Raw genomic sequence first — 25,129 nt, forward strand, 5'->3', positions numbered from 1 at the left:
CGGCGCGAACCGGAAGGAGGGAAGCCGATGTCTGTCCTGTCCCGCAGCTTCGCTCTGAAAGGTTCATCGGTTTGGCATTCGCACGTTCGTTCAGTTGTGAACATTGCGGCGTAGAGGTCTCCCTCGACGCCCCTGGAACCACCCATCGCAATCATTGCCCGAGCTGCTTGTGGTCGCGTCATCTCGACCGCAACGTGCCGGGTGATCGCAAGGCCGACTGCTCCGGCGGCATGGAACCGATCGCGGTCACGGTCCGCGGCGAGGGTCGCTGGGTCCTCATCCACAGATGTACCAATTGCGGGCGCCTGCGGCTCAACAAGACCGCCGGCGACGACAATGTCCTGCTCCTGATGCGGCTGGCAGCGCTCCCGCTGACGATGCCGTTCATCCCGTTCGCCGCCGAGCCCGAAACCGGTGCCAACGGCAGCGGCAACGGGGACGGCTCGCATCCCGTGGCCCGCAAGCCGAGGGCACGCAAGGCCAAGGCCTGACGGAGGCATGGCGGGCGTTCCGGTCACGCCGGGGCGTCCGCACCTGCTGCTGAAGGCGCCGGATCAGAGGATGACGAGCGCGGCGTCGAGCAGGCTGCCGAGTTCGGCCGGGGGACGGCCGCCTTTGGCCAGGACGTTGGTGCCGATCACCACGGCAAGCAAGGCTCTCGCGGCATCGCCTGGGTCGCGGCCGGAGGTGAGCTCGCCCGTGGCCTGACCGCGTTCGATCGCCGAGCGGAACGCGTCTTCGATCCGCTCGAACATCTGCTGCGAGACCTCGGCGACGACCGCGTCCGAGCTGCCCAGCTCCGCGGCCGAGTTGACGATCAGGCAACCGAGGTCGTGCTGGCCCACTCCAGCGAGTCGCTGCATGGCCGCACGCACCTTCGGTCGCACCGGTCCCGGTCCGTCGAGAGCCTCAGCCAGGTCGGCCGCCCGGTGAGCGCTGTAGCGATGCATCGCCAGGCGGAACAGGTGGTGCTTGCTCTTGAACGTGTTGTAGAGGCTGCCTTTGCCGATGCCGAGCTCGTCGACCAGGTTCTGCGGGGTCGTCGCGCCGAAGCCACGCCGCCAGAAGACCTCGACCGCCTTGTCGATCGTCTCGTCGGTATCGAACGTCATCGGCCTCGCCATCCGCCCAGCCTAGAGTTCTGTACTCTGAAGTCAAGAACGTGACCGGAGGAGATGAGAAGTGCGGATCGGCTCGCATGTTGCGGTCGCCGGCGGACTGGTCAAGGCCGGGCTGGGGGAGGCCTCGGAGGTCGGCGCCGAGATCATCCAGCTGTTCGCCGGCAATCCGCGGAGCTGGGTGCCGGCGACCGCCGATCCGGCGGGCGATGAAGCGTTTCGGGCGGCGTGCGCCGAGCGGGACCTTCCGGTCGTCGTGCACGCGCCGCACCTGATCAATCTCTGCTCGCCGTCGGAGCTGGTGCTGACCCGCTCGGCCGCCGCGCTGGAACTGACCATGCAGCGCGCGACCTCACTCGGGGCCACCGCAGTGGTTCTGCATGCAGGGTCGCTGGTGACGAAGGGCCGTCGCCCGGTGGTTCTCGGTGGTCTGCGCGATCTCGTCGTACCCATCGTTGATCGCGCGCCGGAGGTTCGGCTGCTGATCGAGCCGACGGCCGGTGCCGGGGAGGCCGCGGCGTCGACGTTGGACAGCAGCATCGAGTACCTGATGGCCCTGGATGACCCCCGCATCGGTCTGTGCCTCGATACCTGTCACCTGCACGCGGCCGGTGAGGACCTCGCGGCGATCGCGCGGGGGGTGGGCGAGGTGGCGGATCGGATCGGGCTGATCCATGTGAACGACAGCCGCGATCCGGCCGGCTCACACCGCGATCGGCACGAGTCCCTCGGCCGCGGCACGATCGGGATGTCCGGGCTGGAGGCGTTGCTGTCGGTCCCGGCACTGGAAGGGGTGCCGATGCTCGTCGAGACGCCGGCCCACGCACGTGACGTTGCTTTGCTCAAGGACTTGCGTGCGGCAAGCCGGTCCTCTGCCGTACGGTGAATCATGCCGTGGTTCCCGGAGTTCTCCACAGCGATCGAGCTGGCGCGTCGTGACGCCCGGGCGCGGGAGCAGGCGGACCCGGTCGCGCAGTACCTGAAGGCGCTGTACGACGGTCGGCCGGGTGTGCTGGAGAAGGCATGGCCGGGGGACGTGGTCGTCCATGACCCACGGGCCGGAGCGATCCACGGTCATCGGGAGTTGCGGACGTTCATCCACGACAACCGGGAGTGGATGGCCGCGCACCATTCGCGGTTGAAGGTCGTCGGCTCGATCACGGTCGGCGGACGTGCGGTGGTGGAGCTGCTGGTCCATGTGCTGCACGAAGGTCGCGAGGTCGCCTGGCCGGTGGCGGTGGTGGCCCAGTCGGTGGACGAGCGGTCCGTCGAGTTCCGCACGTACTGCAGCCAATGGCCGGTCGACGGGCTGCGCCACATCCGGCCGCCGGTTCTCGAAGCCGGGGCCGTCGAGACGACGGACGTCGTGGCGCGCTACCTCGACACACTGGCCGGCGGTGATGCCGAGTCGATCGTGAAGAGCTTCGAGCCGGACGGGTACCTGCAGGAGCCGATGGACACCGTCCATCGCGGGACGGCCGAGCTGCGCGCGTTCTACGCCGGATCGCTCAGCGCCGGCGGGATCGACGTACAGCCGTGTGCCGCCACGGACGACGGGACCAACTGCGCGCTGGAGTACAACATCGACGGTCCGCCTCAGGCCGGCCTCGCCGTCTTCGAGCGCGGTGCCGACGGTCTCCTCGCGGCGGTCCGGCTGTACGACGACATCACGCGCTAATGCCTCGTCCCGAAAGGCTGGGGTTGTCACGCTGCCAGGCCGACCCGCCCCGAGCGCCCGCCGGGCCATCTCAGGGGTTGACCCCGGAGATGGTCGGTTGACACCTCGCCTGCAGGGGGCACAACCGGCAATCTGAGGGGTCAACCCCTCAGACGCTCCAAATCTCCGTGCCCTGGCTGGGTGGCGTCGAGGACTTGAACGATTCGTGCCGCAGCGCTAGGGGCGCTTGTTCCAGCCGTGGAAGGCGCTGTGGTCGCCGCTGTCCCACGCTTCACGCAGTCCCGGCTTGCTCAGGTCCCAGTCCGGACGGACTTCGCTGCTCGGCGCCCGGAGGTCCTGCCAGAGTTCGGAGATCGAAGGCCGTCCCCAGAACCAGTAGCCGTTGTAGATGCTGTGGACCACCAGTCCGGGCTTGAGGACGAGTGTGTACGGGATCATCGGGTCGTTGTCCGGATCGGTGTACTCCTGGATGTCCAGATCGCGCTGGACGATCCGCCCGGGATCGGACAGGAACGGCCATTGCGCCCCGACCGACGCCCGGAACTCCTGCAACGTGTGGTGCTCGTCGGTCGCGATCGTCACGATCTGCGTGTAGCTGACGGCGATCTTGGGATAGAACGCCGCAAGCTCGAGATGCTGCTGATGCTCCTTGGGGCAGTAGTGCCCGCGAGCGAGCGTCAGGATCATCGGATCCTCGCCCTGGAGGTCGCTCAGCTTCCGCGGTACGTCGTCCTGGTCCGGCAGCTCGTAATCGGGGAAGACCGCACCAGGCACGATGTCAGCTCGCATGCTCGTCACTCTAGACCTGGTTGATCGGCTGGTAGCTGGATCGTGACGTGCAGGCCGCCGCTCGGGCGCGGGGTGAGGGTGAGGGTTCCGTTGTGCGCTCGCGTGATGCTTTTGACGATGGCCAGACCCAGACCGACCCCCGCGTGGTGCCTGCGGACGAGCTGCGGGCCGCGCTGGAACGGTTCGGCCAGGGTGGAGACCAGTTGTGGGGTGAGGATCTGGCCGGTGTTCTCGACGGTGAGTACGACGTACCCGGGCTGCGCGGTCGTCCTGACGCAGATCGTGCCGTGGGAGGGAAGGTTGTGGACGATCGCGTTGTGGATGAGGTTCGTGGCGAGCTGCAGCAGGAGGGCGTGTGAGCCGGTGGTACGGGTCAACTCGCCGGAGGTCTCGATGGTGACGCCCTGCTTTTCCGCGAACGGGAGGAGTGTCTCCGCGGCCTCTTCCGCGATGAGCGACAGGTCGACCCGTTCCTGGGCGAAGGAGCGTTGATCGGCCCGGCTCAGCACGAGCAGTGCCTCGGTGAGGTCGATGGCTCGGGTGTTGATCGCGCGGAGGCGTACGTCGAGATCGCCGCTGTCGCGGTCCGGATCGTTGATGGCTACGTCGAGGAGGGCCCGCGTGATCGCGAGCGGAGTACGCAGTTCGTGCGAGGCGTTGGCGGCGAATCTCTGCTGTTCGGCGACGTGTGCCTCGAGCTGTGCGAGCATCCGGTCGAAGCCGTCGGCGAGTTCGCGGAACTCATCGGTCGGGCCTTCCAGCTCGATCCGGTGGGAAAGGGATCCGTTCGTCGCCAGGCGGGTCGCATGGTTGATGCGGGTCAGCGGCGCGAGCATCCGGCCGGCGAGGATCCACCCGCCCAGCAGACCGAACACGAGCAGCAACCCGAACACCCCCGCTGCTCTTGGGGCGAAGACTGCGAGGAGCCGGGACCGGACCGGGAAGACAGTGCTGTCACCTGTGCCTTCGGGGACGACGAGCACGGCGCGCTCGGGGACGTACCGCAGCAGGAACACCCACACCGCCGCGAGCAGCAAGGTGCCCGCGAACGTCAGGAAGGCGGCATAGCTCAGAGTGAGCTTGAGACGAACACTCAACCCAGGCTGCCTATCCATAACCCTCTTCCCCACGAGCACACACAACGCTACTGAGCGGTGCATATCGTCCGCGTATTCAAAACCCCATACGCTCCGACAACAACACGCCGCCTTCACTGGGGGTCGCACATACGGAGGTAGCGCGATCATCAGAGGTTGGCACGGCTGGTTCGGTACATTCACCGGGGTAGCCGTCATAACAGTGCTCGCTCTGCCATTGGCTGCGCTGGCCGTGCTCATCTTGGTACGCCGCCGGCATGAGTGGCGCACGCCGCTGGCCGAGGTCGGGATGATCTACGGGACGGTGCCGTGGGTGTGGATGACTCTGCTGCCGGGCAGTCGCCCAGGCGTTGCTCCCGCTCGGGTGAGTTTGGTGCCGCTGCGGGATCTGCTCACGATGCCGACCGGCCAGATCGTCGGCAATCTGCTCGTGTTCGCGGCGCTGGGATTCCTCGCCCCGCTGAGGTTCGCGGTGCTGGCGTCCGTACCGCGGGTTCTGGCGCTGGCGGCGGGTTGCTCGATCCTGATCGAGACCGCGCAGTACGTCTTCCGCCTGGACCGGGTGTCCTCGGTGGACGACGTACTGCTCAACACCGCTGGCGCCGGACTGGCTGCCCTGGCGTCGCGCCGCTGGTGGCTGATCAGGGGGCTGTTGGCAGGCGCACGGTCTGTCCGGTGTTGATTGATTCCTCGATTGCGCAGATGAGCTCTGTGACCAGTACGCCGTCGTCGATGCCCGGACCGAGGTCGCCGCCGTCGACGAGGCCTGCCGCGAAGTCCTGGACCATCCACACCGCCGGGCCGATCTGTGATCGGCCGATGCGGCCGGCGACCGGCCAGGCCGACCGGTACTTGTCGCTGACCACAGTGAGGCCCTGGTGCGACAGGTCCGCGGTCACCGACCCCTCGGTGCCGACGACCTGGAACCGGAAGTCGACGATGCCGTCGCCGGCATCCGGGAGCGTCCAGGCCGACGACAGCGTCGCGGTCGATCCGTCCTCGAAGTTGACCAGGGCATGTACGACGTCCCAGGTGTCGATGCCGCGCTTGGCCAGAACGCCGCGAGATCCCGCCGCGCTGACCGACACGGGCGTTCGGCCGGTGAGCCACAGGACCAGGTCGACGGTGTGCGGCATCAGGAACCAGGCCGGCGACGACTGGGCCGCCCACGACAGCATCGTGGTCGGCACGAAGAAGGAGTTGCTCAAGGTGGCCGAGGCCGTGATCGGATCGCCGATCGAATCCATCGCCGCCTTCGCCTGCACCACATGCGGGTTCCACCGGTTCTCGAACCCGACGAGGCACCGAACTCCCGCGCGATGAACCGCCGCGGCGATCGCGTGCGCGTCGTCCAGGTTCGTGGCGACCGGCTTCTCGATCAGCAGGTGTTTGCCGGCCTCGGCCACGGCGACGGCGATCTCACGATGCGCGAAGTCGGGGGTCGCCACGATCACGGCGTCCGGATCGAGCGTCTCGAGCAGCTCCTGGTGCGACGAGGTGACGGGCAGGCCGGTGGCGCCGCGGGCCTGCGCGGCCACCTGCGCCGACGGCTCCGCGAGGCCGACGACGGTGACGTCCGGTTGGGAGTGGAGGGCCTCGGCGAACAGTCTCCCGCGGAGCCCGGCGCCGACGATGCCTATGGTGACCATCAGAACAGTGTGAAGCCGCCGTCGACCTTGACGATAGACCCGGTCATGAAGCTCGACGCCTCGCTGGCCAGGAAGATCGCCACCGGTCCCAGCTCCGGCGGCAACCCGTACCGTTTCATGGCGGCCGGATCCACACACCACTCCTTGAACTCCGGCTGGTCGACCGGCGACATCTCGGTCAGGAAGTACCCCGGCGCCATCGCGTTCACGCGGATCCCGTGCGGCGCCCACTCGGCCGCCAGCGCCTTGGTCAGCTGATGTACGGCGGCCTTCGACGTCAGGTACGACGCCTGCCAGCGCGGCTGGTTCACGATCTCGGCCGACATCGAACCGACGTTCACGATCGTGCCGCCGCCGCGCTCGGCCATCCGGCGGGCGACCGCGCGACTGCAGTACCAGAGGCCGTCGACGTTGACCGAGAACACCTCGTGCCACGCGGTGTCGGGCGTCTCGAAGGCCCGCCCGGCGACACCGATGCCGGCGTTGTTCAGCAACACGTCGATCTCGCCGAACTCGGTGCTCACCTGCTCGACCGCGCGCTCGACGTCGTCCACATCGGACACCTCGAGCTGGACGCCGTACGCGCGAATGCCGAGCGCGCCGAGCTCCACGGCAGCGGCCTCGGCCGCGGCGAGTGTCCGCGCAGTGACCGCGACCGCGGCGCCCGCATCGCCGAGCGCCTCGGCCATCGCGCGTCCCAGACCCCGGTTGCCACCGGTGACGAGCGCGACCTTGCCCTCGAGCGAGAACTTCTGCAGTGCGTTCATGGTGACCCTTCTGTCGACGGCCAGAGGGGCGTCAGGCCTGTGGAGAGGAGCGCGAAGGCTTGGTTCGCGGCTTTCACTGCGGTCGGCAGGGCCTTGGCGGCGGAGGTGCCGGCGGCGCAGCGGTCGAAGTTCGTCATGGCCAGGGTCCAATGGACCGAGCTGATCTGGGCGGCCGCCAGGCGGGCGGTCAGTTCGGGGGTGCCGGCCGTCTCGTGCAGCGCTGCGGCCAGCTCCCGTTCGGAGGTCTCGTTGAACTGGAGCATACGTGCCATCAGCGCGGGCGTACTGCGCAGCAGCCGGTACAGGTCGAGGGTGTCGGGCCGGTCGGTGAGGCCGGTGAACGGGTCGTGGGCGCGCAGGCGTTCGACGAAGTGGGTGTGCAGGGCGACCAGCGGCGACTGGTCGGCGGGGCGGGCGCGGACGACGCGGGCCGGCTCGTCCTCGTGGTCGGCGAACCGGTGGACGACGAGGTCTTCCTTGGTGGGGAAGTACGCGAACAGCGTCCGCCGGGAGATGTCCGCGGCTTCGGCGACCTGAGTGATCGAGACCTGGTCGAAGCCGTGCTCGACGAACAGCTCGATGGCCGCCGTCGAGATCGCCTCCCGGGTGCGGATCTTCTTCCGCTCGCGCAACGCCATACCCGGATCGTAGCACCGAGTGCTATTCTGCACTTAGTCTACTTTTGCACTGGGAGGAGTTTCCATGGATGTGCTGATCGCGGGAGCCGGTCCGACAGGGCTGATGCTGGCGTCCGAGCTGGTGCTGGCCGGGGTCGACGTGACCGTCCTCGAGCGGCTCGACACGCGGATCGAGCAGACGAAGGGTGGCGCGCTGCAGGCCCGGACCGCCGAGGTGCTGGAGATGCGCGGACTGCTGGGCCCGATCGAGGCGCGCGAACTGCCGCGCGAGCAGGTCGGCGGGCATTTCGCCGGCCTTCCGGTCCCGCTCGACGCCTCGCCGTGGAACACGCGGCACCAGTACCCGATCTCGGTGCCACAGTGGATCGTCGAGGAAGAGCTCGAGTACGCCGCCGTCGCGCGCGGAGTCGCCGTACGACGCGGTGTCGAGGTCAGCGCGGTCGAACAGGATGACGACGGCGTCACTGTTACTGCCGGTGCGGAGACCTTGCGGGCGCGGTATCTGGTCGCGTGCGACGGCGCACACAGCACGGTCCGCAAGCTGCTCGACGTACCGTTCCCCGGCCGGGCGGGGACGTTCCGCGCGGTGCTCACCGACGTACGGCTGTCATCGGTGTCCGACGAGGTGCCGACGACCGTTGGTCACTTCAGCACGATGACGAAGCAGGCCGGAGGGTACTGGGGCATGCTCGTGCCGGTCGGTGACGGGAAATATCGCTTCACCTTCGGCCGGGACGGGGTTACCACCCCGGATGAGACCGAGGCTGCGCTGACCGCCTTGTACGGCGAGGAGACCAGGCTTGCGGAGGTGCTCAACTCGTCGGAGTTCGGGGACGCGACCAGGCAGCTGGAGTCGTATCGGCACGGGCGGATCTTGTTCGCCGGAGACGCCGCGCACATCCACCCGCCGTTCGGAGGGCAGGGGCTCAACCTCGGGGTGCAGGATGCGTTCAACCTTGGCTGGAAGCTCGCCGCCGCTGTGCACGGGACCGCTGACCTGCTCGACACGTACCAGACCGAGCGCCGTCCGATGGCTGCGCGCGTACTGCGCCATACGGCTGCGCAACGAGTCTTCGCCCTGCCAGGGCCGAGTGAGGATGTCGTCGAACTGCGCGAGATCTTCACCGACCTGATGCGCCTTCCGGACACCAACAGGTACCTCGCCGGCATGATGTCGGGCCTCGACGCACCGGACCGCATCCCGGACTTCGAGCTCATCACCGACGACGGTCCGGTCTGGCTGTCAACGCTCTTGCGCTCGGGCCGCGGCCTGTTGCTCGACTTCACCGGCCGCACCTGGCCCGACGGCTGGTCCGACCGCGTCGACGTCGTACAAGCCAAGCCAGACGGCGAACACGATGCCCTACTGATCCGCCCGGACGGCTTGGTGTGCTGGTCGGGCGAGGAGGACATCACGTCCGCTCTCACGAGCTGGTTTGGAGCCTGACGTTGGCGTAGGTCGGCGGCGTCCGCCTGAGATCGAGCACCTCGCCGTTGTCTGCGACGTACACGCCGGGGATGTGTTCGCGAAGGCGCAGCGTGCCGCCGCGCCAGTGGTCGAAGTACAGCTGCCCGTCCTCCTTGCGCAGCCTGGCGGTCCCGTCGCGCACGCCCGAGGCCAGGATCACGTAGTCCCGATTCCACGGTCCATCAGCCTCGGCCTCGGCTGACCCAGTCGGGACGATGTCCTGGAGGATTTCGCTGGCCAGTTGCCACTGCAAGTGGTGGTTGGTCGAGTTGGTGAGTACGACGACGCCGAGCTCTGCTTGGGGCGCCCAGTAGATGTCGGACAGGAATCCGAAGCCGCCTCCGCCGTGTCCTCGGACCGGGACGGCGCCGGCGCGGGCCAGTGCGAGACCGAGGCCGTATCCGTGCGCCCGCTGCGGTTCCGTGGGTACGGCGTACATCTCGTTCAGCAGGTTGGGATCGATCAATGATGCGCCTGCAGTGAGGTGCAGTTGGATGTAGCGGCATGCCTCGTTGACGGTCGTGTACAGGCCGCCGGCGGCGACCATCGGGACCCGGACGGGCAGCCGTGCCTTGCCGGCCTCGTGGCCGGTCGCCCGACCGGGATCGCGCTTGATCGCTCGCGCGTCGAACGTCGTCTGCGTCAGCCCGAGGGGCGCCAGCAGTTCCCGGCGCACGAACTCGTGGAACGGCGTACCGCTGATCCGCTGCAGGATGTATCCGGCCAGGTCGATGCCGAGGTTGGCGTACTCGTAGCGATGTCCGACCGGGAAGCGCAGCCAGGTCTCGGAGATGCTCTCGCAATGCTCCTCGAACGATTCGCGGCCGACCAGGTAGTTGGAGCCGACCGGCGCCTCGTGCGTGAAACCTGCGGTGTGACTGAGCAGATGGCGCAGGGTGATCAACCGTTCAGGATGATCCTCGAACGAGCTGTTGACCCGAAACTCCGGCAGGTACCGGGTAATCGGCACATCCAGCTCGACCAGCCCTTGGTGTACGGCGAGGAGCACTGCGGTCGCCGTGTACATCTTCGAGCACGACTGCACGCCGAACATCGTGTCGGCAGTGACCGGATCACCGCCGCCGGCCCGAGTGGTTCCGAAGCCGGCCGACCACACGACCGACGTCGGGTCGCAGATCCCGATCGCCGCACCTGGAACGTGGTGCTCGTCGAACCGGCGCTGGAGGGCATCGATGTCGAGCTTCATGTCAGTGCGGGGTGAGGAGGCAGAACTCGTTGCCCTCCGGGTCGGCCAGAACGGTCCAGGGCACGTCGCCCTGGCCGATGTCGAGGTCGGTGGCGCCGAGGCCTCGCAGTCGGTCTGCTTCCGCCGCGTGGTCGTCGCCGGGGTACGGGCGGAGGTCGATGTGGATCCGGTCCAACCCCGTCTTCGGGTCGGAGGAGCGGAGGAACTCGAGGTACGGGCCGACTCCCTTGGCGGAGCGCAGTGAGGAAAACTCGTCGGTCACCTCGTGCACGGTCCAGTCGGTCGCCTGACTCCAGAACTGGGCCATCGCACGTGGATCCGCAGAGTCGACCGCCACCGCGGCGATCGGCCCGGTGTCGCTGTAGACCGCGCGTGGTTCCAGCACGCAGAACTCGTTGCCCTCCGGATCGGCGAGGACGGTCCAGTCGACGTCACCCTGGCCGATGTCGACCGGCGTCGCGCCGAGCTTCTGGAGGCGTGCTATCAGGTCTGCCTGGTGAGCGGTGGAGGTGGTGGCGAGGTCGAGGTGCACGCGGTTCTTCACCGTCTTGGCTTCCGCGCCGGGAACCACGTCGATGACGATCGCGCTGGGGTCGGGGTAGGTGACGCCCTCGGGCTCGACGTTGGTCTCCCCGGCCTGGTCCCCGGTGACCTTCCATCCGAGCGCGTCCGCCCAGAACCGCCCGATCGCAGAATTGTCCCGAGCCTGAATATTGACCTGAACCAGTCGCGTCGCCATGCGCCGATCCTAAGCCGAGCCGGACCACCGGCCGGATGGCCTTGATCGGGAGGCGTTCGGGGTCGGGGACGGGATCGGCGAGACGCCCGGGGGAGCGATCGGGGAGGTCGAGGGCGCCGGCGAGTGGTACTTGAGGACCCCGATGAGCACCACACTGGCGACCACGATGACTGCGAGGACGGTCGACCGTGGGCGGACGAAGTCGTCGTTCACCGGCGCTTGCCTGCCAGGGCCAGCGACACCATCCGGTCGATCACCTCGGTACGCGACAGGCCGGTCGCGTCCATCATCCGCGGATACCGGCTGTACGACGTCATGCCGGGCAGAGTGTTGACCTCGTTGAGGACCACGGTCCCGTCGTCCTTGAGAAACATGTCCACCCGGGACAGTCCTCGGCACCCCAGCGCCCGGTAGATGGCCTTCGCCGTCTCCTGGACCCGGGCCCTTGCCTCGGCCGGGATGTCCGCGGGCACGATCACCGTCGAGTTGTCGGACCCGCTTTCCGGCGCACTCTCCTGGTGGATCTTGAAGAAGCCGTGCGACAACGCGATCTGGTCGACCTCGCCGGCCAGCAGCTCCGGATCGTTGCCCAGCATGGCGCATCCGATCTCGCTGCCGGCGACCGCCTCCTCGATCAGTACCTTCGAGTCGAACTCTCTCGCGGCGTCCACCGCGGCTGCCAGCTCCTCTTTTCCGGCAACCTTGCTGACGCCGAAGGACGAGCCTGAGCGGGCCGGCTTCACGAAGACGGGATAGGTGAACCGGTCAGGATCGATCTCCTCGGTCGCTGTGAACGTCCAGAAGTTCGGCGTGGCGATTCTGGCGCTCCGGGCAACTATGTAGGCCAGGGACTTGTCCATGCACAGCACCGAGCTCTGGATGTCGCAGCCCACGTAGGGGAGTCCGGACAGCTCGAGCAGGCCCTGGATCGCGCCGTCCTCGCCGAACCTGCCGTGCAGGACCGGGAAGAGCACGTCCAGGCTGATCGTTTCGTACTTCCCGTCGTCCAGGACGAGCAGGCCGGGTGCGGTGGGGTCCGGCGACAGCATGACCGGACGGCAGGCGCCGTTCTCCCAGTCCGCGGCCGGACCGTCGCACAGCTTCCAGGCGCCGTCCGCGGTGATCCCGATGTAGAACGGCTCGTGCTTCGCGGTAGAGAGGTTGTCCGCGACCTGTTGTGCGGATTTGACCGAGATGGGGTGTTCTTCGGAACGACCGCCGAAGATGATGCCAATTCTCATATCCACTGCTGCTTTCTGTTCTCGAATTTCCGGCAGTTGACGATCGAGTTCTCGACGGTGTCGCTGAGGGCGTGGTCGGTGTAGTAGGCCGTGTGCGGACTGACGATCACGTTCGGCAGTTCCTGCAGTCGCAGCAGCTGTTTGCTTTCGATGGGTTTGTTGCTGCAGTCGGCGTAGAAGATCCCGTCTTCGCCTTCGAGGACGTCCAGCGCGGCACCGCCCAACCGGCCGCTGTCCAAGGCCGTCAGGAGCGCCTCGGTGTCGACGAGCGGGCCGCGTCCGGTATTGACGATGAATGCGCCGGGCTTCAGCTGTTCGATCCGTTGATGATCGAGGAGATGGTGGGTGTCCGCGGTCCGCGGTGTGTGCAGCGTGACGATGTCGCTCACGCGGAGCAGCTCCTCGAGCGGGACGTAGTCGGCCGAGGTCGCAGGACGGTTGTCATAGGCAACAGTCCGGCAACCGAAGCCGCGCAGGCGGTCGATCACCGCCGCGCCGATGCGTCCGGTGCCGATGACGCCGACGGTGAGATCGCGCAATTCTCTTCCGCGGACGTCGTGCAGACGGTAGTCGTGAATGTCGGCACGGCGGATCATGGACTTCGCGTTGCGCACTGCCATCAGCATCAGCATCAACGTGTAATCGGCGACGCTGTCGGGGGAGTAGGGGACGTTCTCGACGCAGATGCCGATGCTGTCCGCGTAGCCGACGTCGAGATGGTTGTAGCCGATGCTTCGGGTGGAGATGTACGCGACGCCGGCCCGGGCCAGGGCGAGCAGGGTGGAGTTCGTGATCTGGGTCTTGTGACCGACGCTGATGCATCGATTCCCGGCGGTCAGGTCGATGGTGGCCTCGGAGACTGCTGCCTCGGTGATCGTCGGTACGACGCCGAAGCGCGGAGCCAGCTCCCGGAACAGCACGGCCTCGTCCGGACCACAGCCGTAGATCGTCAGTCCGACGTCCGGGACGGTCGCGGACGACAACCAGGCAGCCAGCGACTGGGTACGCCGGGCCGGTTCGCGGTAGGTCATGCCTCCAGTGAAGGAGGTGCCGTGTTGTCCGCGCGTATCGGATTTTCGATACGCGGACGAAACACCACTCTTCCTTTACTGGAGGAATGATTCCGCTCAGTCTCGACGAGCTCGCCGTGGTCGTCGGCGGGACGGTTGTCGGTGACGGCGCCGTGAAGGTGACCGCGCCGGCCGTGCTCGACGGTCGGGAGGCCGAGCCCGGGGGACTCTTCGTCGCCTTCGCCGGGGAGCATGTCGACGGCCATAAGTACGCCGAGCAGGCCGCACTGGCCGGCGCCGTCGCTGTGCTTGGTTCGCGTCCCACGGCGCTGCCCACTGTTGTCGTCGAGGATGCCGAGGCTGCGCTGCAGGCACTTGCGAGTCACGTTGCCGCGCGACTGCGTGACGGGTTGACGGTGGTCGGGCTGACCGGATCCCAGGGGAAGACGAGCACCAAGGATCTGCTGACCGCGGTGCTCTCCACCGCGGGGCCGACGGTCGCCACGATCGAATCGCTCAACAACGAGCTCGGCGTACCGCTCACGATGCTGCGTGCTGATGCCACGACCAGGTACCTCGTCATCGAGATGGGCGCGCGGCGGATGGGGGACATCGCTCGGCTGGCCGGTCTGGTCCCGCCTGACGTCGCTGTCGTTCTCAACGTCGGCCAGGCACACCTCGGCGAGTTCGGCTCGCGGGGCGCGATCGCCAAGGCCAAGGGTGAGTTGGTGCAAGGGTTGGCGTCGGGCGGCACCGCAGTACTCAACGCCGACGATCCGCGGGTTGTCGCGATGCGGGCGCTGACCGATGGTCCGGTGCTCACCTTCGGACGGGCGGAGCACGCCGATGTACGGGTGCTCGATCTGGTGCTGGATCGGCTCGGACGTCCGTCGTTCACGCTGCGTACCACGAACGACTCGGCATCCGTCGTACTGCCGCTCGTGGGTGCACACCAGGCGTTCAACGCGGCCGCTGCTACGGCGGCGGGGTTGGCGGTCGGCGTACCTCTCGAGGTGGTCGCGAAGGCGCTGGCTGCTGTGTCGTTGTCGAAGTGGCGGATGGAGTTGTGTGAACTGCCCGGCGGCGTGACGCTGCTGAACGACTCCTTCAACGCCAACCCGGACTCTGCCCGGGCCGCCCTCGACGCGCTGGCGGTGATCGAGGGCGGCCGCCGCATCGCCGTACTCGGTGAGATGCTCGAACTCGGCGAGGAAAGCGAGGCCGAGCATTACGCCATCGGCGAGTACGCCGCCTCCCGCGCAGACGTGGTGGTCGCAGTCGGCACAGGCGCCTGGCCGATCGCCGCCGGCGCGGGCGACCACGCAAGAGCGCTGCGTGACAATACGGCTGCCGTCGAATGGCTACGCCGCACACTCACGCCCGGCGACGTCGTGCTCGTCAAAGCCTCCCGAGAAGCCCGCCTGGACGAAGTCGCCGCGGCCCTCGCCTAGACCGGTCCGGCCCGGCCGGTTGCGCAGGACGGCCCACAGTCCGCATTTGCGTGGTTGACCAGGCGAATGCGGGGTTTGTGACGCTGAACCAGGGTCACAAACCCCCAACGGCGCTGGTCAACCAGGCAAATGGGTGGCTACCGGGAGCGGAGGAAGCGGGACGGGCTGCCGCTTGGTTGGTGCAGTGGACGGCCGAGGCGTCGGCGCGGTCTGCTGGTCGGATCTTCATCGGCGGCGCCGTTTCATGTAGAGGTCGAATGCTCGGTACACCATCGGACGCAGGGGCAGATCCCACTCGCCGACGTACCGGACCGCCTGCCCGCCGGTGCCGACCTTGAACTGGATCAGCCCGACGTGCGGGTCGCCGGCGTCGAGGGTCGGCGTGATCCCACGCAGGTCGTACAAGTCGCACCCGGCCGTGAGCGAGTCGCGGATCATCGCCCACTGGCAGGCGTTCGACCCGCGCACCTCACGCTTCGAGGTGGACGAGGCGCCGTACAAGTACCACGCGTGCGCGCCGACGCGGACCAGGATCGTCGAGGCGACCAGCTCGCCCTGATGATGCGCCAGGTAGAGCTTGGTGGAACTCATCGCCGCGAACATAGTCTCGAAGTACCGCAGCGGTCGCGGCGTGAAGCGGTCACGCTCGGCGGTGTGGACGTAAAGGTCATGGAACGCCTTCAGGTCGGACCCAACGGTGACCTCGACGCGCTCCTTGGCCGCCTTCTTGATGTTGCGGCGCCACTGCTGGTTCATCCCTCGCAGTACGTCGTCCTCGGTCCGCCCGGCCAGCGGCAGCTCATAGGTGTACTGCGGCTGCCCGTCCCCGAACCCGTCCTCGGGGCTCTGCGGCACCCACCCCGCGGCCATCAGCCAACTCGTCACATGATCCCCACCGCGCCCGGTGAGCCGCTTGATGCCCGGATCCGCGATGCCCTCCTTGACCTGCGCGGCAGTCCACGTGTCCGTGCGTACCGGCGGCCCGAGCCGGATCGCGAACGCGCCGTGTGCCTTCAGATAGTCCGCCAACGGGTCGATCCATGCATCGAGCTCGCCGGTCCACTCGATGGTCGGACCCTGGGGCAGGTACGCCAGCGTGTAGCGCTCGAGCCGCGGCACCGGACGGTGCAGCACGAGACCGGCGCCGACGAGCCGTCGGCCGTCGTACCAACCGAGGGACTCGCTGCGCCACTCTGTCTTCACGGAGCCCCACTCCGGAATCTGCAGGAAGCTGACCGACCGCTGTGCTTCCACGAACACCTGGTGGTCGACTGCACTGAGAGGCGCGACCGTCAGATTCACCGCTGCAGCCTCGGATCATGCGTGGGATCCGGGTACATCTCGACCCACCCGTCCGGGCGGAGTTCGTAGTGCCAGGGTTCGTTGCGGTAGATCTGGAACAGCCCGTACGCCGCCCCGTGCTCGGACAGCCACGACTTGGCCTTGGAGTGCCCGATGTCGACTGCCAGCCCACGCACATGACGGGAGGTCTCCGGCGTGGCGACCCACCGAGCGGCCTCCTCCTCGGACCCGTACTTGCGGATGCCCTCGCGAAGCAGCTCACCCTGGTACGACGGCGAACGCCAGCCACTGTTCACATAGAACGTCACCCCGTCGCGAGCGGCATCCGTCGCGGCCCTGCGCAAGGAGCTGAGCAGCGCCGGATCGAGGTTCGCCACGGCCGGATACTCGTCGTCGAAGACGGTCACGCCGGCCGGGACGGCACCGTCATCTTTGCCAGGCGCACCAATTGCGGCTCGAGTCATGCGTCCAGTCAAGGCAGCGCGATGTTGTCGGTACGTATGGGGTTTTCGATATGCGGACGATACGGTCGACCTCGTAGCATCGGGAGTATGCGGGTGCTGCTGGTCGAGGACGAGCCGGAGATGGCCGGCGCGATCCGTGACGGGCTGCGCCTGGAGGCGATCGCGGCCGATATCGCCGGCGACGGCGACACCGCGCTGGAGTTGCTGAGCATCAACGGCTACGACATCGCCGTACTGGACCGCGACATCCCGGGCCCGTCGGGGGACGAGATCGCCAAGCGGATCGTTGCCTCCGGCAGCGGTATGCCGATCCTGATGCTGACCGCGGCCGACCGGCTCGACGACAAGGCGTCCGGGTTCGAGCTCGGCGCCGACGACTACCTCACCAAGCCCTTCGCGCTCCAGGAACTGGTACTGCGACTCAGGGCGCTCGACCGTCGGCGCGGCCACAACCGGCCGCCGGTGCGGGAGATCGCCGGTCTGCGCGTCGATCCGTTCCGCCGGGAGGTGTACCGCGACGGCCGGTACGTCGCGCTGACCCGCAAGCAGTTCGCCGTACTCGAGGTTCTCGTCGGCGCCGAAGGCGGTGTCGTCAGCGCGGAGGAGCTGCTGGAGCGGGCCTGGGACGAGAACGCCGACCCGTTCACCAACGCCGTCCGGATCACCGTCTCGGCACTGCGCAAACGCCTCGGCGAACCGTGGATCATCTCCACCGTGGCAGGCGTCGGCTACCGCATCGACACGGGACCTGCGGAAGGTGACCGTGGATAGGCTGCCCGGGCTGAGCGTCCGCCTCAAACTCACCCTCAGCTATGCGGCGGTCATCATGCTCGCGGGCGGCGGTCTGCTCGCGGTCGTTTGGGTGTTCCTCCTGCGCTATGTGCCGACCCGATTCGCTCCCAGGTCGATGAACGGCCCCGACCGCTCCGACCTGCTCGCCGCGTTCGCCCCGAAGGCGTTCTTGATGCTGATGCTCCTGCTCGTCGCCGGCCTGGTGGGAGGCTGGCTCCTGGCGGGCAGCATGCTCGCGCCGCTGACCCGGATCACCAACGCGGCCCGCCTGGCCACCAGCGGGTCGCTGTCCCACCGGATTCAGCTGGAAGGCCGTCAGGACGAGTTCCGCGAGCTCGCCGACGCCTTCGACACGATGCTCGCGCGGATCGAAGCACACGACGCCGAGCAGCAGAGATTCGCGGCGAACGCCTCCCACGAGCTGCGCACCCCGCTGGCGATCACGCAGACGCTTCTGGACGTGGCGCGCAAGGATCCCAGCCGCGACCCGGCCGAGCTCGTCGACCGCCTCGACTACGTCAACACCCGGGCGATCGACCTGACCGAAGCCTTGCTGCTGCTCAGCCGCGCCAACCAGCGGACCTTCAGCCGGGGAGACGTCGACCTGTCCCTCGTCGCGGAAGAGGCCGCCGAGACTCTGCTCCCACTCGCGGAGCAGCGCGGCCTGACCATCGAGACCTCGGGCGACCTTGCCCCGACCGTCGGCTCACATGCGCTGCTGCTGCAGATGACCACGAATCTCGTGCACAACGCGATCGTCCACAACCTGCCCGCGGACGGCTCCGTGTGGATCACCACCACCGTTCATCCCAAGACGGTCGTGCTCACGGTCGAGAACACCGGAGAGCAGCTGTCCGCAGCCGTGGTTTCCACGCTGATCGAGCCCTTCCAGCGCGGCACCGGTCGAGTCCGCACCGATCACGCCGGTGTCGGCCTCGGCCTGGCCATCGTGAACAGCATCACCCAAGCCCACGACGGCATCCTGCTCCTCGCTCCTCGCCCGGCCGGCGGGCTCCGCGTCACGGTCCAACTACCGGCCGTACGACGCCCCACCCGCAGTTGACGATCCGGCTGTTAGAGAGGCGTTAGAAACCCCGAATCGGGGTTCTGCGGCTGGTTAGGCTCCCAGCGGTGACAGAAACGCGTGAGAACGAGACGGTCGGAGTACCGCCTCCGGTCCATGGCCGGTTCGCCGGGTGGTTGTTGCACGACCGCCCCGCCGGGCACGCGGGACCACATCGCCCGGCGCCGCACCCGACCCACCGCTGGTGGAAGGTGATGTGCCTGACCGGTGTCGACTACTTCTCGACGCTCGGCTACCAGCCGGCGATCGCGGCCGCCGCGGTCGGTTTGCTGTCACCCGTCGCCACATTGGTCCTGGCCCTACTCACTCTGTTCGGCGCCTTGCCGGTCTACCGGCGCGTGGCCGCCGAGAGTCCGCACGGCGAGGGCTCGATCGCGATGCTCGACCGGCTGCTCGGCCGCTGGAAGGGCAAGTTCACCATCCTGGTCCTGCTCGGCTTCATGGCGACGGACTTCATCATCACGATGACGTTGTCGGCCGCCGACGCCACCGCGCACGTCATCGAGAACCCGTTCGTGCCTCACTGGTTCGAAGGCAAGGAGGTGATCATCACGCTCCTGCTGCTGGCCCTCCTTGCCGGCGTGTTCCTGCGCGGCTTCGGAGAGGCGATCGGGATCGCCGTCGTACTGGTCGTCGTCTACCTGGGTCTGAACGTGATCGTGGTCGGCGATGCGCTCTGGAACGTCATCACCGCGCCGGAACTGGTCACGAACTGGCGCGGCATGTTGACCACCGAGCACTCGAACATCTGGGTGATGATCGGCATCTCGCTGGTCGTGTTCCCGAAGCTTGCCCTCGGTCTGTCCGGGTTCGAGACCGGGGTCGCGGTCATGCCGCAGGTCGACGGCGGACCTGACGACGACCCCGCGCACCCGGCCACGCGGATCCGGAACACCCGCAAGCTGCTCACCACCGCCGCACTGATCATGAGCGGCTTCCTGATCACCAGCAGCTTCACCACGATCGTGCTGATCCCCGAGAACGAGTTCAAGGACGGCGGTCAGGCGTCCGGCCGGGCGCTGGCCTACCTGGCGCACGAGCATCTCGGCAGCGTCTTCGGGACTGTGTACGACGTGAGCACGATCCTGATCCTGTGGTTCGCCGGCGCATCGGCCATGGCGGGTCTGCTGAACATCGTCCCGCGGTACCTGCCCCGCTACGGCATGGTGCCGGACTGGGCCCGGGCGACCCGGCCACTGGTGATCGTGTTCGGCCTGATCGCGTTCGCCATCACGCTGCTGTTCAAGGCCGACGTGGACGCCCAGGGCGGCGCCTACGCGACCGGCGTACTGGTGCTGATCATGTCCGCGTCGATCGCGGTCACGTTGTCGGCCCGCCGCCAGGGGGAGAAGGCCAAGACGGTCGGCTTCGCGGTGATCAGCCTGGTCCTGCTGTACACGACGATCGCGAACATCATCGAACGTCCCGACGGCGTGCAGATCGCGTCGTTCTTCATCGTCGCGATCATCATCACCTCGCTGATCTCGCGGGCGACCCGTTCGCTGGAGCTCCGGGCCACGGAGGTCCGGTTCGACGAGGAGGCGTGCCGGATCATCTCCGCGGCTGCCGTGGACGGTGCGCTGCGCATCATCGCGAACGAACCGGACGACCGCGACGAAGCGGAGTACCAGGAGAAGGAAGCCGAGCAGCGCGAGGTCCGCAACCTGCCGGAAGGTCTGCCGATCCTGTTCCTCGAGGTGACGCTGACCGACGCGTCGCAGTTCGAATCCGAGTTGGACGTGCGCGGCGACGAGCGGTTCGGGTACCAGATCCTGCGGGTCGAGAGCCCGAGCGTTCCGAACGCGATCGCGGCGCTGATGCTCAAGATCCGCGACGACTGGCACGTGATGCCGCACATCTACTTCGCGTGGGCCGAGGGCAACCCGTTCTACTTCCTGTTCCGCTACCTCATCTCGGGCGAGGGCGACGTACCGCCCGTCACCCGCGAAGTACTCAGGCGCGCCGAGCCCAAGCGTTCCAGCCGTCCTTGGGTACACGTCGGCTGAATGATCCGGAACCGCATCCGGCAGACGACGGCATTGGTACGGCGGCGGAGCGCGTGCGCGAGGATGGCGCCACGCTGGTTCTGGAGCAGGCGCTGCCACATGTGATCGGGTTCGACCTCGGGGATCAGGACGAACACCGTGTCGAGCTCGCAGTGGTTGACGTACTGCACGACCGGAGCGGTCAGGGTACGGCGCTGGTCGTACAACGCGATCAAGGGAACGCCGGGCTGCCAACGCTGCCAGTCGTCGAGGAGCCGGACGAACGCCTTGGTGTCCTCGGTATCGGCGGTGTTCACCGCGTGGACGGCGACGACGTCATGACCGAGTCCGCGCGCGACCGACAGAGCCTCACCCGCGAGCGTGTTCATGTCGCCGCGCGCCGCGATCAGGAGGATCGCCGACACCCCCGCGAGGAACAGGATGCCGTACCGGTAGACCTGACGCTGCCCGCGCAGCTGGAAGACGTGCGGGAGGTAGTGGTCTTTGGCAAGTAGCTGGCTGAGTACGGGAAGACCCCCGACGATGAACAACCGCGCACTCGTCGCGACACCCCGGAGATTCACCGCGGTGACTAGGAACAGTACGGCGATGGCCACCGTGATCGGCAACGTCAGCCCGAGCGCCGCCGCCCCGCCCAACGCGAGCACCAGCACGATCGCCTCCGGGCCATAGACAACGGAAGCCATCGCGTCCAGCGACAAAGCCGCCAGACCACCTACGACGCCGAGCCGATGCCTGTCGTCCGGAGAACTGGTCACTGCACCAGCTTCTGGTGCAGTGACCAGCTGAGTCAGCACTTCTCACGCAAGCCAAACGCGGCTCTCACACCGAGGTGAGCTCTTCCTTCCGCTCGCTCTTCTCCGGCTCGCGCCGGGCGTCGGCGTGGCCCGGCCACCAGGCGCGGTGCCCGATCAGAGCGGTGAGCGCAGGAGTGAAGAACATCGCCATCACGAACGCCGCGATCGCGATGCCGACAGAGATGGCGAAGCCCATCTGCGACAGCACCGTGTTGCCCGCCAGCATCATCGAGGCGAAGGTGCCCGCCAGGATGACGCCTGCTGCGGCGATCGTCGGCCCGGTGTGGTGCAGAGCCAGGGCCGCGGCGCGCTTCGGGTCGTGGCCCTCCCGCGCCTCCTCGCGCAACCGGGCGACCATCAGGATGTTGTAGTCGGTGCCGAGGGCAACCACGAAGAGATACATGATCACCGGCAGCGTGAAGATCAGCCCGGAGTTGTGCTGGAGGTGCTGGAAGACCAGCACGGACGAGCCGAGCGTGGCCCCGAAGCCGAGGAACACCGACGCCATCAGGTACCACGGTGCGACCAGACTGCGCAGCAGCAACGCGAGCACGATCATGATCAGCACCGCCGCGACCGGGAACACGATCTTGTAGTCGTGGTTCATCGCGTCCTGGAAGTCGGCGAACACCGAGGTCAGCCCGCCGACCACAGCGGTGGTCCCGGCCGGCGCCGCCGTGTGGGCCGCGTCGCGGAGCGGACCCCGGACCGTGGCGATGGCCTGGTCCGATTCGGGCGCGGACTTCAGCGTGACCTTGAAGTCGGCGACCTTGCTGTCCGGGGACATCGTCGGCTGGGAGACGTCGCCGACACCGTCGACCTTGGTCAAGGCGGTGCGATAGGTGTCCAGCTCGTCCTTGCTGAGTGGGCTCGCCGACTGCAGCAGCACATCCGACGGCTGGGTGACGCCCGCGGGCAGGCTCTTGAGCAGTTCCTTGCTGTAGACAGTGGATTCCGAGGTGTCGGACGTCGAGCCCGAGGTCAGGTCGAAGGTCGGGTTGAAGCCGATCGCGAACGCGCTCAGGACGATCAGCAGTCCGCCGGCCGCCATCGCGAACACGGCCGGCCGCCGCCCGAGACCACGGCCCATCGCCGCGAACTTCGCACCCTTCGGCTCGATCTTCCACGCCTTCGACGGCCAGAACACCTTCGTGCCCAGCAGCGAGACGATCGCCGGTACGAGCGTCAGTCCGGCCAGCAGCGCAACCGCCACCGAGATCGCCAACGCCGGTCCCATCGCGCGGAACATCCCCAGCGTCGACAAGGTCAGCGCCATGAAGGCGATGATCACCGCACCGGCCGCGGAGGCGATCGCCTCACCGACCCGGGTGACGGCGCTGACCATCGCGGTCTTGGCGTCCTCGCCGGCCCGCAGGCGTTCGCGGTACCGGAACATCAGGAACAGGATGTAGTCGGTGCCGACCCCGAAGAGCACGACCAGCAGGATCGAACTGATCGAGCTGTCGATCTTCAGGTCGAACGCCTTGCTCACGATGGCGATCAAACCGTTGACCACGGTGGAGACCGCGCCGATGACCACGATCGGCAGCAGGGCGATCACCGGACTGCGGAAGATCAGCAGCAGCAGGAGCAGAATCAGGCCGACCGTGGCGATGCCGATGATGGCCAGGCCCTTGGTCGAGGATTCCTGCGCGTCGAGCGCCTGCGCGGCCGAACCGGTCACGCCCGCCTTCAGCGAGGTCCCGTGCAGCTTGTCCTGCAACGCCGTTCGCAGCGCCTTGACGGCGTCGTTCTGCCTGGTGTCGCTGGGGTTGGTGATCTTGGTCAGCTCCACCGCGGCGATCTGGATCAGCCGGTTGCCCGTCGGCGGGACCGCCTGGATCGCCGTGACGTCCTTGAGCTTGGCCTGGTTCAGCTGCCCGGCGATCGATCCGACCGCGGCCGCGTCGGCGGCGTCGAGTGGCGCGCCGTCGCTGCGTTCGAACACCACGATCGCGGCCGGCGCGGTGGCGTTGGGGAAGGCCTTCTCCTGCAGTTGTGCTGCCTGGATCGACTCGTAGTGCGACGGCAGGAACGAGGATTGGTCCGTGGTCGCGGTCAGTTTCGGGGCCGTCGCGGCGATCGCGGCGATGATCAGCACCCAGGCGCCGATCGTCCACCACGGCCGCCGTACGACCAGCGACCCCAGTCGTGCGAACATGACAGGTCCTTTCAGAATGAATGTAGTGACACGACGATCGCCGTCGGCCCTGACACCGGCCTGACACGGCCTTGACATGGCGCCGTCAGGGGAGGGCCGGCTAGCTGATCTTGCGGCGGTAGAGCGCGTTCGCGCCGGCGTAGGCGAGGACGAGGAGGCCGACGCACCAGGCGAGGGCGATCCAGATGTCGTTGCCGATCGGCTGCTGGGCGAACAGATCGCGGATCGTGTTGACGATCGACGTCACCGGCTGGTTTTCCGCGAAGGCACGGACCACGGCCGGCATGGTGTCGGTGGGCACGAACGCGGAACTGAGGAACGGCAGGAAGATCAGCGGGTAGGAGAACGCGCTCGCGCCGTCCACGGACTTCGCGCTCAGGCCGGCGATGACGGCGAGCCAGGTGACGGCGAGCGTGAACAGGATCAGCATTCCGGCCACCGCGAGCCAGGCGCCGATGCCGGCCCCGGTGCGGAAGCCCATGATCAGCGCGACGCCGACGACGATCACGAGCGAGATCAGGTTGGCGACGAGCGAGGTCAGGACGTGGCCCCACAGCACACCCGATCGCGCGATCGGCAGCGACTGGAAGCGTTCGAAGATCCCGCTCTTCAGATCCATGAACAGCCGGAACGACGTGTACGCGACGCCGGACGCGATCGTGATCAGCAGGATGCCCGGCAGCAGGTAGTTCACGTACTTGACCGCGCCGGTGTCGATCGCGCCGCCGAAGACGTAGACGAACAGCAGCATCATCGCGATCGGCATGATCGCGGTGGTGATGATCGTGTCCGGGCTGCGGAGGATGTGGCGCAGGGAACGCCCGGTCAGGGTGGCGGTGTCGCCGAGGAGGTGCGAGGCCATGCTCGTATCCCTACTGTTCCGGGGCGCTGTCGCCGACGAGGGTGAGGAAGACGTCCTCGAGCGTGGGTTGCTTCTCGACGTACTCGACCTTGGCCGGCGGGAGCAGGCGCTTGAGCTCCTCGAGCGTGCCGTTCACGATGATCCGGCCCTCGTGCAGGATCGCGATCCGGTCGGCGAGCTTCTCGGCCTCGTCCAGGTACTGCGTCGTCAGCAGCACCGTCGTGCCGTGTTTGGCGAGCTCTTTGACGCTGTTCCAGACCTCGATCCGCGCTTGCGGGTCGAGCCCGGTCGTCGGTTCGTCGAGGAAGACGACCGGGGGAGTCCCGATCAGGCTCATCGCGATGTCCAGCCGGCGCCGCATGCCGCCGGAGTACGTCGCGACCCGGCGACCGCCCGCGTCCGTGAGCGAGAAGCGCGCGAGCAGCTCGTCCGCGATCTTGCCCGGGTCGTCGAGATGGCGCAGCTTGGCGATCAGGACGAGGTTCTCCCGGCCGCTGAGGATCTCGTCGACGGCCGCGAACTGTCCGGTGAGGCTGATCGACTCGCGGACCTTCGCGGACTCCTTGAAGACGTCGAAACCCTGCACACTCGCCGTCCCCGCGTCGGCCTTCAGCAGCGTCGACAGGATGCGCACGACTGTGGTCTTGCCCGCTCCGTTCGAGCCGAGCAGCGCGAAGATGCTGCCCCGCTCCACCTCGAAGTCGACACCCCGCAGCACCTGCAACTCCTTGTACGACTTCTCCAGACCGTGCACCTGGATGACTGTCATCACGTCCCTCTCTGCTACTCGGTATCACTGACTACCGGTA

At 67.5% G+C, this 25,129-nt stretch carries 25 protein-coding genes; 9 read left to right on the top strand and 16 right to left on the bottom strand.

Annotation, left to right across the window (positions count from 1 at the left end; all coding sequences use genetic code 11):
• Positions 1-71: 71 nt before the first annotated feature.
• The gene (locus OHA18_RS34345) at positions 72-491 is read left to right on the top strand and encodes an RNHCP domain-containing protein (RefSeq protein WP_328999515.1); all 420 of its coding nucleotides are present in this window, start codon (positions 72-74) and stop codon (positions 489-491) included.
• Positions 492-554: 63 nt separating this feature from the next.
• Here OHA18_RS34345 and OHA18_RS34350 read toward each other — a convergent pair whose 3' ends face one another.
• Entirely contained in the window at positions 555-1,124 is a 570-nt protein-coding gene (locus tag OHA18_RS34350; protein ID WP_328999516.1) for a TetR/AcrR family transcriptional regulator, read from the bottom strand.
• 58 nt (positions 1,125-1,182) lie between these two features.
• On the opposite strand from OHA18_RS34350, the gene OHA18_RS34355 reads away from it, so the two are divergent.
• Positions 1,183-2,004: a deoxyribonuclease IV gene (locus tag OHA18_RS34355; RefSeq protein WP_328999517.1), complete on the top strand. Its 822-nt coding sequence runs from the start codon at positions 1,183-1,185 to the stop codon at positions 2,002-2,004.
• A 3-nt stretch (positions 2,005-2,007) separates the two neighbouring features.
• Complete coding sequence (locus OHA18_RS34360) at positions 2,008-2,796, top strand: nuclear transport factor 2 family protein (protein ID WP_328999518.1); 789 nt, start codon at positions 2,008-2,010, stop codon at positions 2,794-2,796.
• A gap of 216 nt (positions 2,797-3,012) precedes the next feature.
• Here OHA18_RS34360 and OHA18_RS34365 read toward each other — a convergent pair whose 3' ends face one another.
• Positions 3,013-3,585: a redoxin domain-containing protein gene (locus OHA18_RS34365; protein ID WP_328999519.1), complete on the bottom strand. Its 573-nt coding sequence runs from the start codon at positions 3,583-3,585 to the stop codon at positions 3,013-3,015.
• A gap of 5 nt (positions 3,586-3,590) precedes the next feature.
• Complete coding sequence (locus OHA18_RS34370) at positions 3,591-4,682, bottom strand: sensor histidine kinase (protein WP_328999520.1); 1,092 nt, start codon at positions 4,680-4,682, stop codon at positions 3,591-3,593.
• A gap of 202 nt (positions 4,683-4,884) precedes the next feature.
• Here OHA18_RS34370 and OHA18_RS34375 point away from each other — a divergent pair, with 202 nt between their 5' ends.
• Positions 4,885-5,364, top strand: coding sequence for a VanZ family protein (locus OHA18_RS34375; protein WP_328999521.1), 480 nt, complete (start codon positions 4,885-4,887; stop codon positions 5,362-5,364).
• Here the strand turns inward: OHA18_RS34375 and OHA18_RS34380 are convergent.
• From OHA18_RS34380 to OHA18_RS34390, 3 genes are read right to left on the bottom strand one after another with little or no spacing between them, the layout of a single operon-like run.
• Positions 5,324-6,331 carry a Gfo/Idh/MocA family protein gene (locus tag OHA18_RS34380; protein ID WP_328999522.1) on the bottom strand — a complete coding sequence of 336 codons (1,008 nt, stop codon included), beginning with the start codon at positions 6,329-6,331 and terminating at the stop codon, positions 5,324-5,326. The genes OHA18_RS34375 and OHA18_RS34380 overlap by 41 nt on opposite strands.
• The gene (locus OHA18_RS34385; protein ID WP_328999523.1) at positions 6,331-7,098 is read right to left on the bottom strand and encodes an SDR family NAD(P)-dependent oxidoreductase; all 768 of its coding nucleotides are present in this window, start codon (positions 7,096-7,098) and stop codon (positions 6,331-6,333) included. Before OHA18_RS34385 ends, OHA18_RS34380 begins: the two co-directional genes overlap by 1 nt.
• Positions 7,095-7,736, bottom strand: coding sequence for a TetR/AcrR family transcriptional regulator (locus OHA18_RS34390; protein ID WP_328999524.1), 642 nt, complete (start codon positions 7,734-7,736; stop codon positions 7,095-7,097). Before OHA18_RS34390 ends, OHA18_RS34385 begins: the two co-directional genes overlap by 4 nt.
• A gap of 64 nt (positions 7,737-7,800) precedes the next feature.
• On the opposite strand from OHA18_RS34390, the gene OHA18_RS34395 reads away from it, so the two are divergent.
• The gene (locus tag OHA18_RS34395) at positions 7,801-9,183 is read left to right on the top strand and encodes an FAD-dependent monooxygenase (protein WP_328999525.1); all 1,383 of its coding nucleotides are present in this window, start codon (positions 7,801-7,803) and stop codon (positions 9,181-9,183) included.
• Here OHA18_RS34395 and OHA18_RS34400 read toward each other — a convergent pair.
• The 4 genes from OHA18_RS34400 to OHA18_RS34415 form a co-directional block, all read right to left on the bottom strand.
• Positions 9,161-10,411 (bottom strand): serine hydrolase domain-containing protein, encoded by a 1,251-nt coding sequence (locus OHA18_RS34400; RefSeq protein WP_328999526.1) that lies wholly within the window; start codon positions 10,409-10,411, stop codon positions 9,161-9,163. The two genes, OHA18_RS34395 and OHA18_RS34400, sit on opposite strands and share 23 nt — an antisense overlap.
• Before the next feature lies 1 nt (position 10,412).
• A complete protein-coding gene (locus OHA18_RS34405) occupies positions 10,413-11,150 on the bottom strand; it encodes a VOC family protein (protein ID WP_328999527.1) in 738 nt (245 codons plus the stop codon).
• Between the two features lie 209 nt (positions 11,151-11,359).
• Positions 11,360-12,391, bottom strand: coding sequence for a D-alanine--(R)-lactate ligase (vanA, locus tag OHA18_RS34410; RefSeq protein ID WP_328999528.1), 1,032 nt, complete (start codon positions 12,389-12,391; stop codon positions 11,360-11,362).
• The gene (locus OHA18_RS34415) at positions 12,388-13,422 is read right to left on the bottom strand and encodes a D-isomer specific 2-hydroxyacid dehydrogenase family protein (RefSeq protein ID WP_328999529.1); all 1,035 of its coding nucleotides are present in this window, start codon (positions 13,420-13,422) and stop codon (positions 12,388-12,390) included. Before OHA18_RS34415 ends, vanA begins: the two co-directional genes overlap by 4 nt.
• An 86-nt stretch (positions 13,423-13,508) precedes the next feature.
• Here OHA18_RS34415 and OHA18_RS34420 point away from each other — a divergent pair, with 86 nt between their 5' ends.
• The gene (locus tag OHA18_RS34420; RefSeq protein WP_328999530.1) at positions 13,509-14,852 is read left to right on the top strand and encodes a UDP-N-acetylmuramoyl-tripeptide--D-alanyl-D-alanine ligase; all 1,344 of its coding nucleotides are present in this window, start codon (positions 13,509-13,511) and stop codon (positions 14,850-14,852) included.
• 225 nt (positions 14,853-15,077) lie between these two features.
• Here OHA18_RS34420 and OHA18_RS34425 read toward each other — a convergent pair whose 3' ends face one another.
• Positions 15,078-16,154 (bottom strand): lipid II:glycine glycyltransferase FemX, encoded by a 1,077-nt coding sequence (locus OHA18_RS34425; protein WP_328999531.1) that lies wholly within the window; start codon positions 16,152-16,154, stop codon positions 15,078-15,080.
• Positions 16,151-16,618 (bottom strand): M15 family metallopeptidase, encoded by a 468-nt coding sequence (locus tag OHA18_RS34430; protein ID WP_328999532.1) that lies wholly within the window; start codon positions 16,616-16,618, stop codon positions 16,151-16,153. The genes OHA18_RS34425 and OHA18_RS34430 overlap by 4 nt, the downstream gene beginning before the upstream one ends.
• Before the next feature lie 87 nt (positions 16,619-16,705).
• Between OHA18_RS34430 and OHA18_RS34435 the strand changes: the two genes are divergently transcribed.
• The 3 genes from OHA18_RS34435 to OHA18_RS34445 all read left to right on the top strand — a co-directional run bounded on the left by OHA18_RS34435 (position 16,706) and on the right by OHA18_RS34445 (position 20,500).
• Positions 16,706-17,389, top strand: coding sequence for a response regulator transcription factor (locus OHA18_RS34435; RefSeq protein WP_328999533.1), 684 nt, complete (start codon positions 16,706-16,708; stop codon positions 17,387-17,389).
• Positions 17,382-18,473 carry a sensor histidine kinase gene (locus OHA18_RS34440; RefSeq protein ID WP_328999534.1) on the top strand — a complete coding sequence of 364 codons (1,092 nt, stop codon included), beginning with the start codon at positions 17,382-17,384 and terminating at the stop codon, positions 18,471-18,473. Before OHA18_RS34435 ends, OHA18_RS34440 begins: the two co-directional genes overlap by 8 nt.
• 68 nt (positions 18,474-18,541) lie before the next feature.
• A complete protein-coding gene (locus OHA18_RS34445) occupies positions 18,542-20,500 on the top strand; it encodes an amino acid transporter (RefSeq protein WP_328999535.1) in 1,959 nt (652 codons plus the stop codon).
• On the opposite strand, the gene OHA18_RS34450 is transcribed toward OHA18_RS34445, so the two are convergent.
• The 4 genes from OHA18_RS34450 to OHA18_RS34465 all read right to left on the bottom strand — a co-directional run bounded on the left by OHA18_RS34450 (position 20,398) and on the right by OHA18_RS34465 (position 25,089).
• On the bottom strand, positions 20,398-21,258 hold the full coding sequence (locus OHA18_RS34450; RefSeq protein WP_328999536.1) for a hypothetical protein: 861 nt from the start codon (positions 21,256-21,258) through the stop codon (positions 20,398-20,400). The two genes, OHA18_RS34445 and OHA18_RS34450, sit on opposite strands and share 103 nt — an antisense overlap.
• Before the next feature lie 64 nt (positions 21,259-21,322).
• The gene (locus OHA18_RS34455) at positions 21,323-23,458 is read right to left on the bottom strand and encodes an MMPL family transporter (RefSeq protein ID WP_328999537.1); all 2,136 of its coding nucleotides are present in this window, start codon (positions 23,456-23,458) and stop codon (positions 21,323-21,325) included.
• Between the two features lie 100 nt (positions 23,459-23,558).
• Positions 23,559-24,320 carry an ABC transporter permease gene (locus tag OHA18_RS34460; protein WP_328999538.1) on the bottom strand — a complete coding sequence of 254 codons (762 nt, stop codon included), beginning with the start codon at positions 24,318-24,320 and terminating at the stop codon, positions 23,559-23,561.
• 10 nt (positions 24,321-24,330) lie between these two features.
• Entirely contained in the window at positions 24,331-25,089 is a 759-nt protein-coding gene (locus tag OHA18_RS34465) for an ABC transporter ATP-binding protein (RefSeq protein ID WP_328999539.1), read from the bottom strand.
• Between the last annotated feature and the right edge of the window lie 40 nt (positions 25,090-25,129).

Source organism: Kribbella sp. NBC_00709, from assembly GCF_036226565.1.
Lineage (GTDB): Bacteria > Actinomycetota > Actinomycetes > Propionibacteriales > Kribbellaceae > Kribbella.

Excerpts from the sequence above, each read along its gene's own strand:
- OHA18_RS34350 (WP_328999516.1), bottom strand. The coding sequence starts at position 1,124 with ATGGCGAGGCCGATGACGTTCGATACCGACGAGACGATCGACAAGGCG.
- OHA18_RS34360 (WP_328999518.1), top strand. The coding sequence starts at position 2,008 with ATGCCGTGGTTCCCGGAGTTCTCCACAGCGATCGAGCTGGCGCGTCGT.
- OHA18_RS34365 (WP_328999519.1), bottom strand. The coding sequence starts at position 3,585 with ATGCGAGCTGACATCGTGCCTGGTGCGGTCTTCCCCGATTACGAGCTG.
- OHA18_RS34380 (WP_328999522.1), bottom strand. The coding sequence starts at position 6,331 with ATGGTCACCATAGGCATCGTCGGCGCCGGGCTCCGCGGGAGACTGTTC.
- OHA18_RS34385 (WP_328999523.1), bottom strand. The coding sequence starts at position 7,098 with ATGAACGCACTGCAGAAGTTCTCGCTCGAGGGCAAGGTCGCGCTCGTC.
- OHA18_RS34390 (WP_328999524.1), bottom strand. The coding sequence starts at position 7,736 with ATGGCGTTGCGCGAGCGGAAGAAGATCCGCACCCGGGAGGCGATCTCG.
- OHA18_RS34395 (WP_328999525.1), top strand. The coding sequence starts at position 7,801 with ATGGATGTGCTGATCGCGGGAGCCGGTCCGACAGGGCTGATGCTGGCG.
- OHA18_RS34400 (WP_328999526.1), bottom strand. The coding sequence starts at position 10,411 with ATGAAGCTCGACATCGATGCCCTCCAGCGCCGGTTCGACGAGCACCAC.
- OHA18_RS34405 (WP_328999527.1), bottom strand. The coding sequence starts at position 11,150 with ATGGCGACGCGACTGGTTCAGGTCAATATTCAGGCTCGGGACAATTCT.
- vanA (WP_328999528.1), bottom strand. The coding sequence starts at position 12,391 with ATGAGAATTGGCATCATCTTCGGCGGTCGTTCCGAAGAACACCCCATC.
- OHA18_RS34415 (WP_328999529.1), bottom strand. The coding sequence starts at position 13,422 with ATGACCTACCGCGAACCGGCCCGGCGTACCCAGTCGCTGGCTGCCTGG.
- OHA18_RS34420 (WP_328999530.1), top strand. The coding sequence starts at position 13,509 with ATGATTCCGCTCAGTCTCGACGAGCTCGCCGTGGTCGTCGGCGGGACG.
- OHA18_RS34430 (WP_328999532.1), bottom strand. The coding sequence starts at position 16,618 with ATGACTCGAGCCGCAATTGGTGCGCCTGGCAAAGATGACGGTGCCGTC.
- OHA18_RS34435 (WP_328999533.1), top strand. The coding sequence starts at position 16,706 with ATGCGGGTGCTGCTGGTCGAGGACGAGCCGGAGATGGCCGGCGCGATC.
- OHA18_RS34455 (WP_328999537.1), bottom strand. The coding sequence starts at position 23,458 with ATGTTCGCACGACTGGGGTCGCTGGTCGTACGGCGGCCGTGGTGGACG.
- OHA18_RS34460 (WP_328999538.1), bottom strand. The coding sequence starts at position 24,320 with ATGGCCTCGCACCTCCTCGGCGACACCGCCACCCTGACCGGGCGTTCC.
- OHA18_RS34465 (WP_328999539.1), bottom strand. The coding sequence starts at position 25,089 with ATGACAGTCATCCAGGTGCACGGTCTGGAGAAGTCGTACAAGGAGTTG.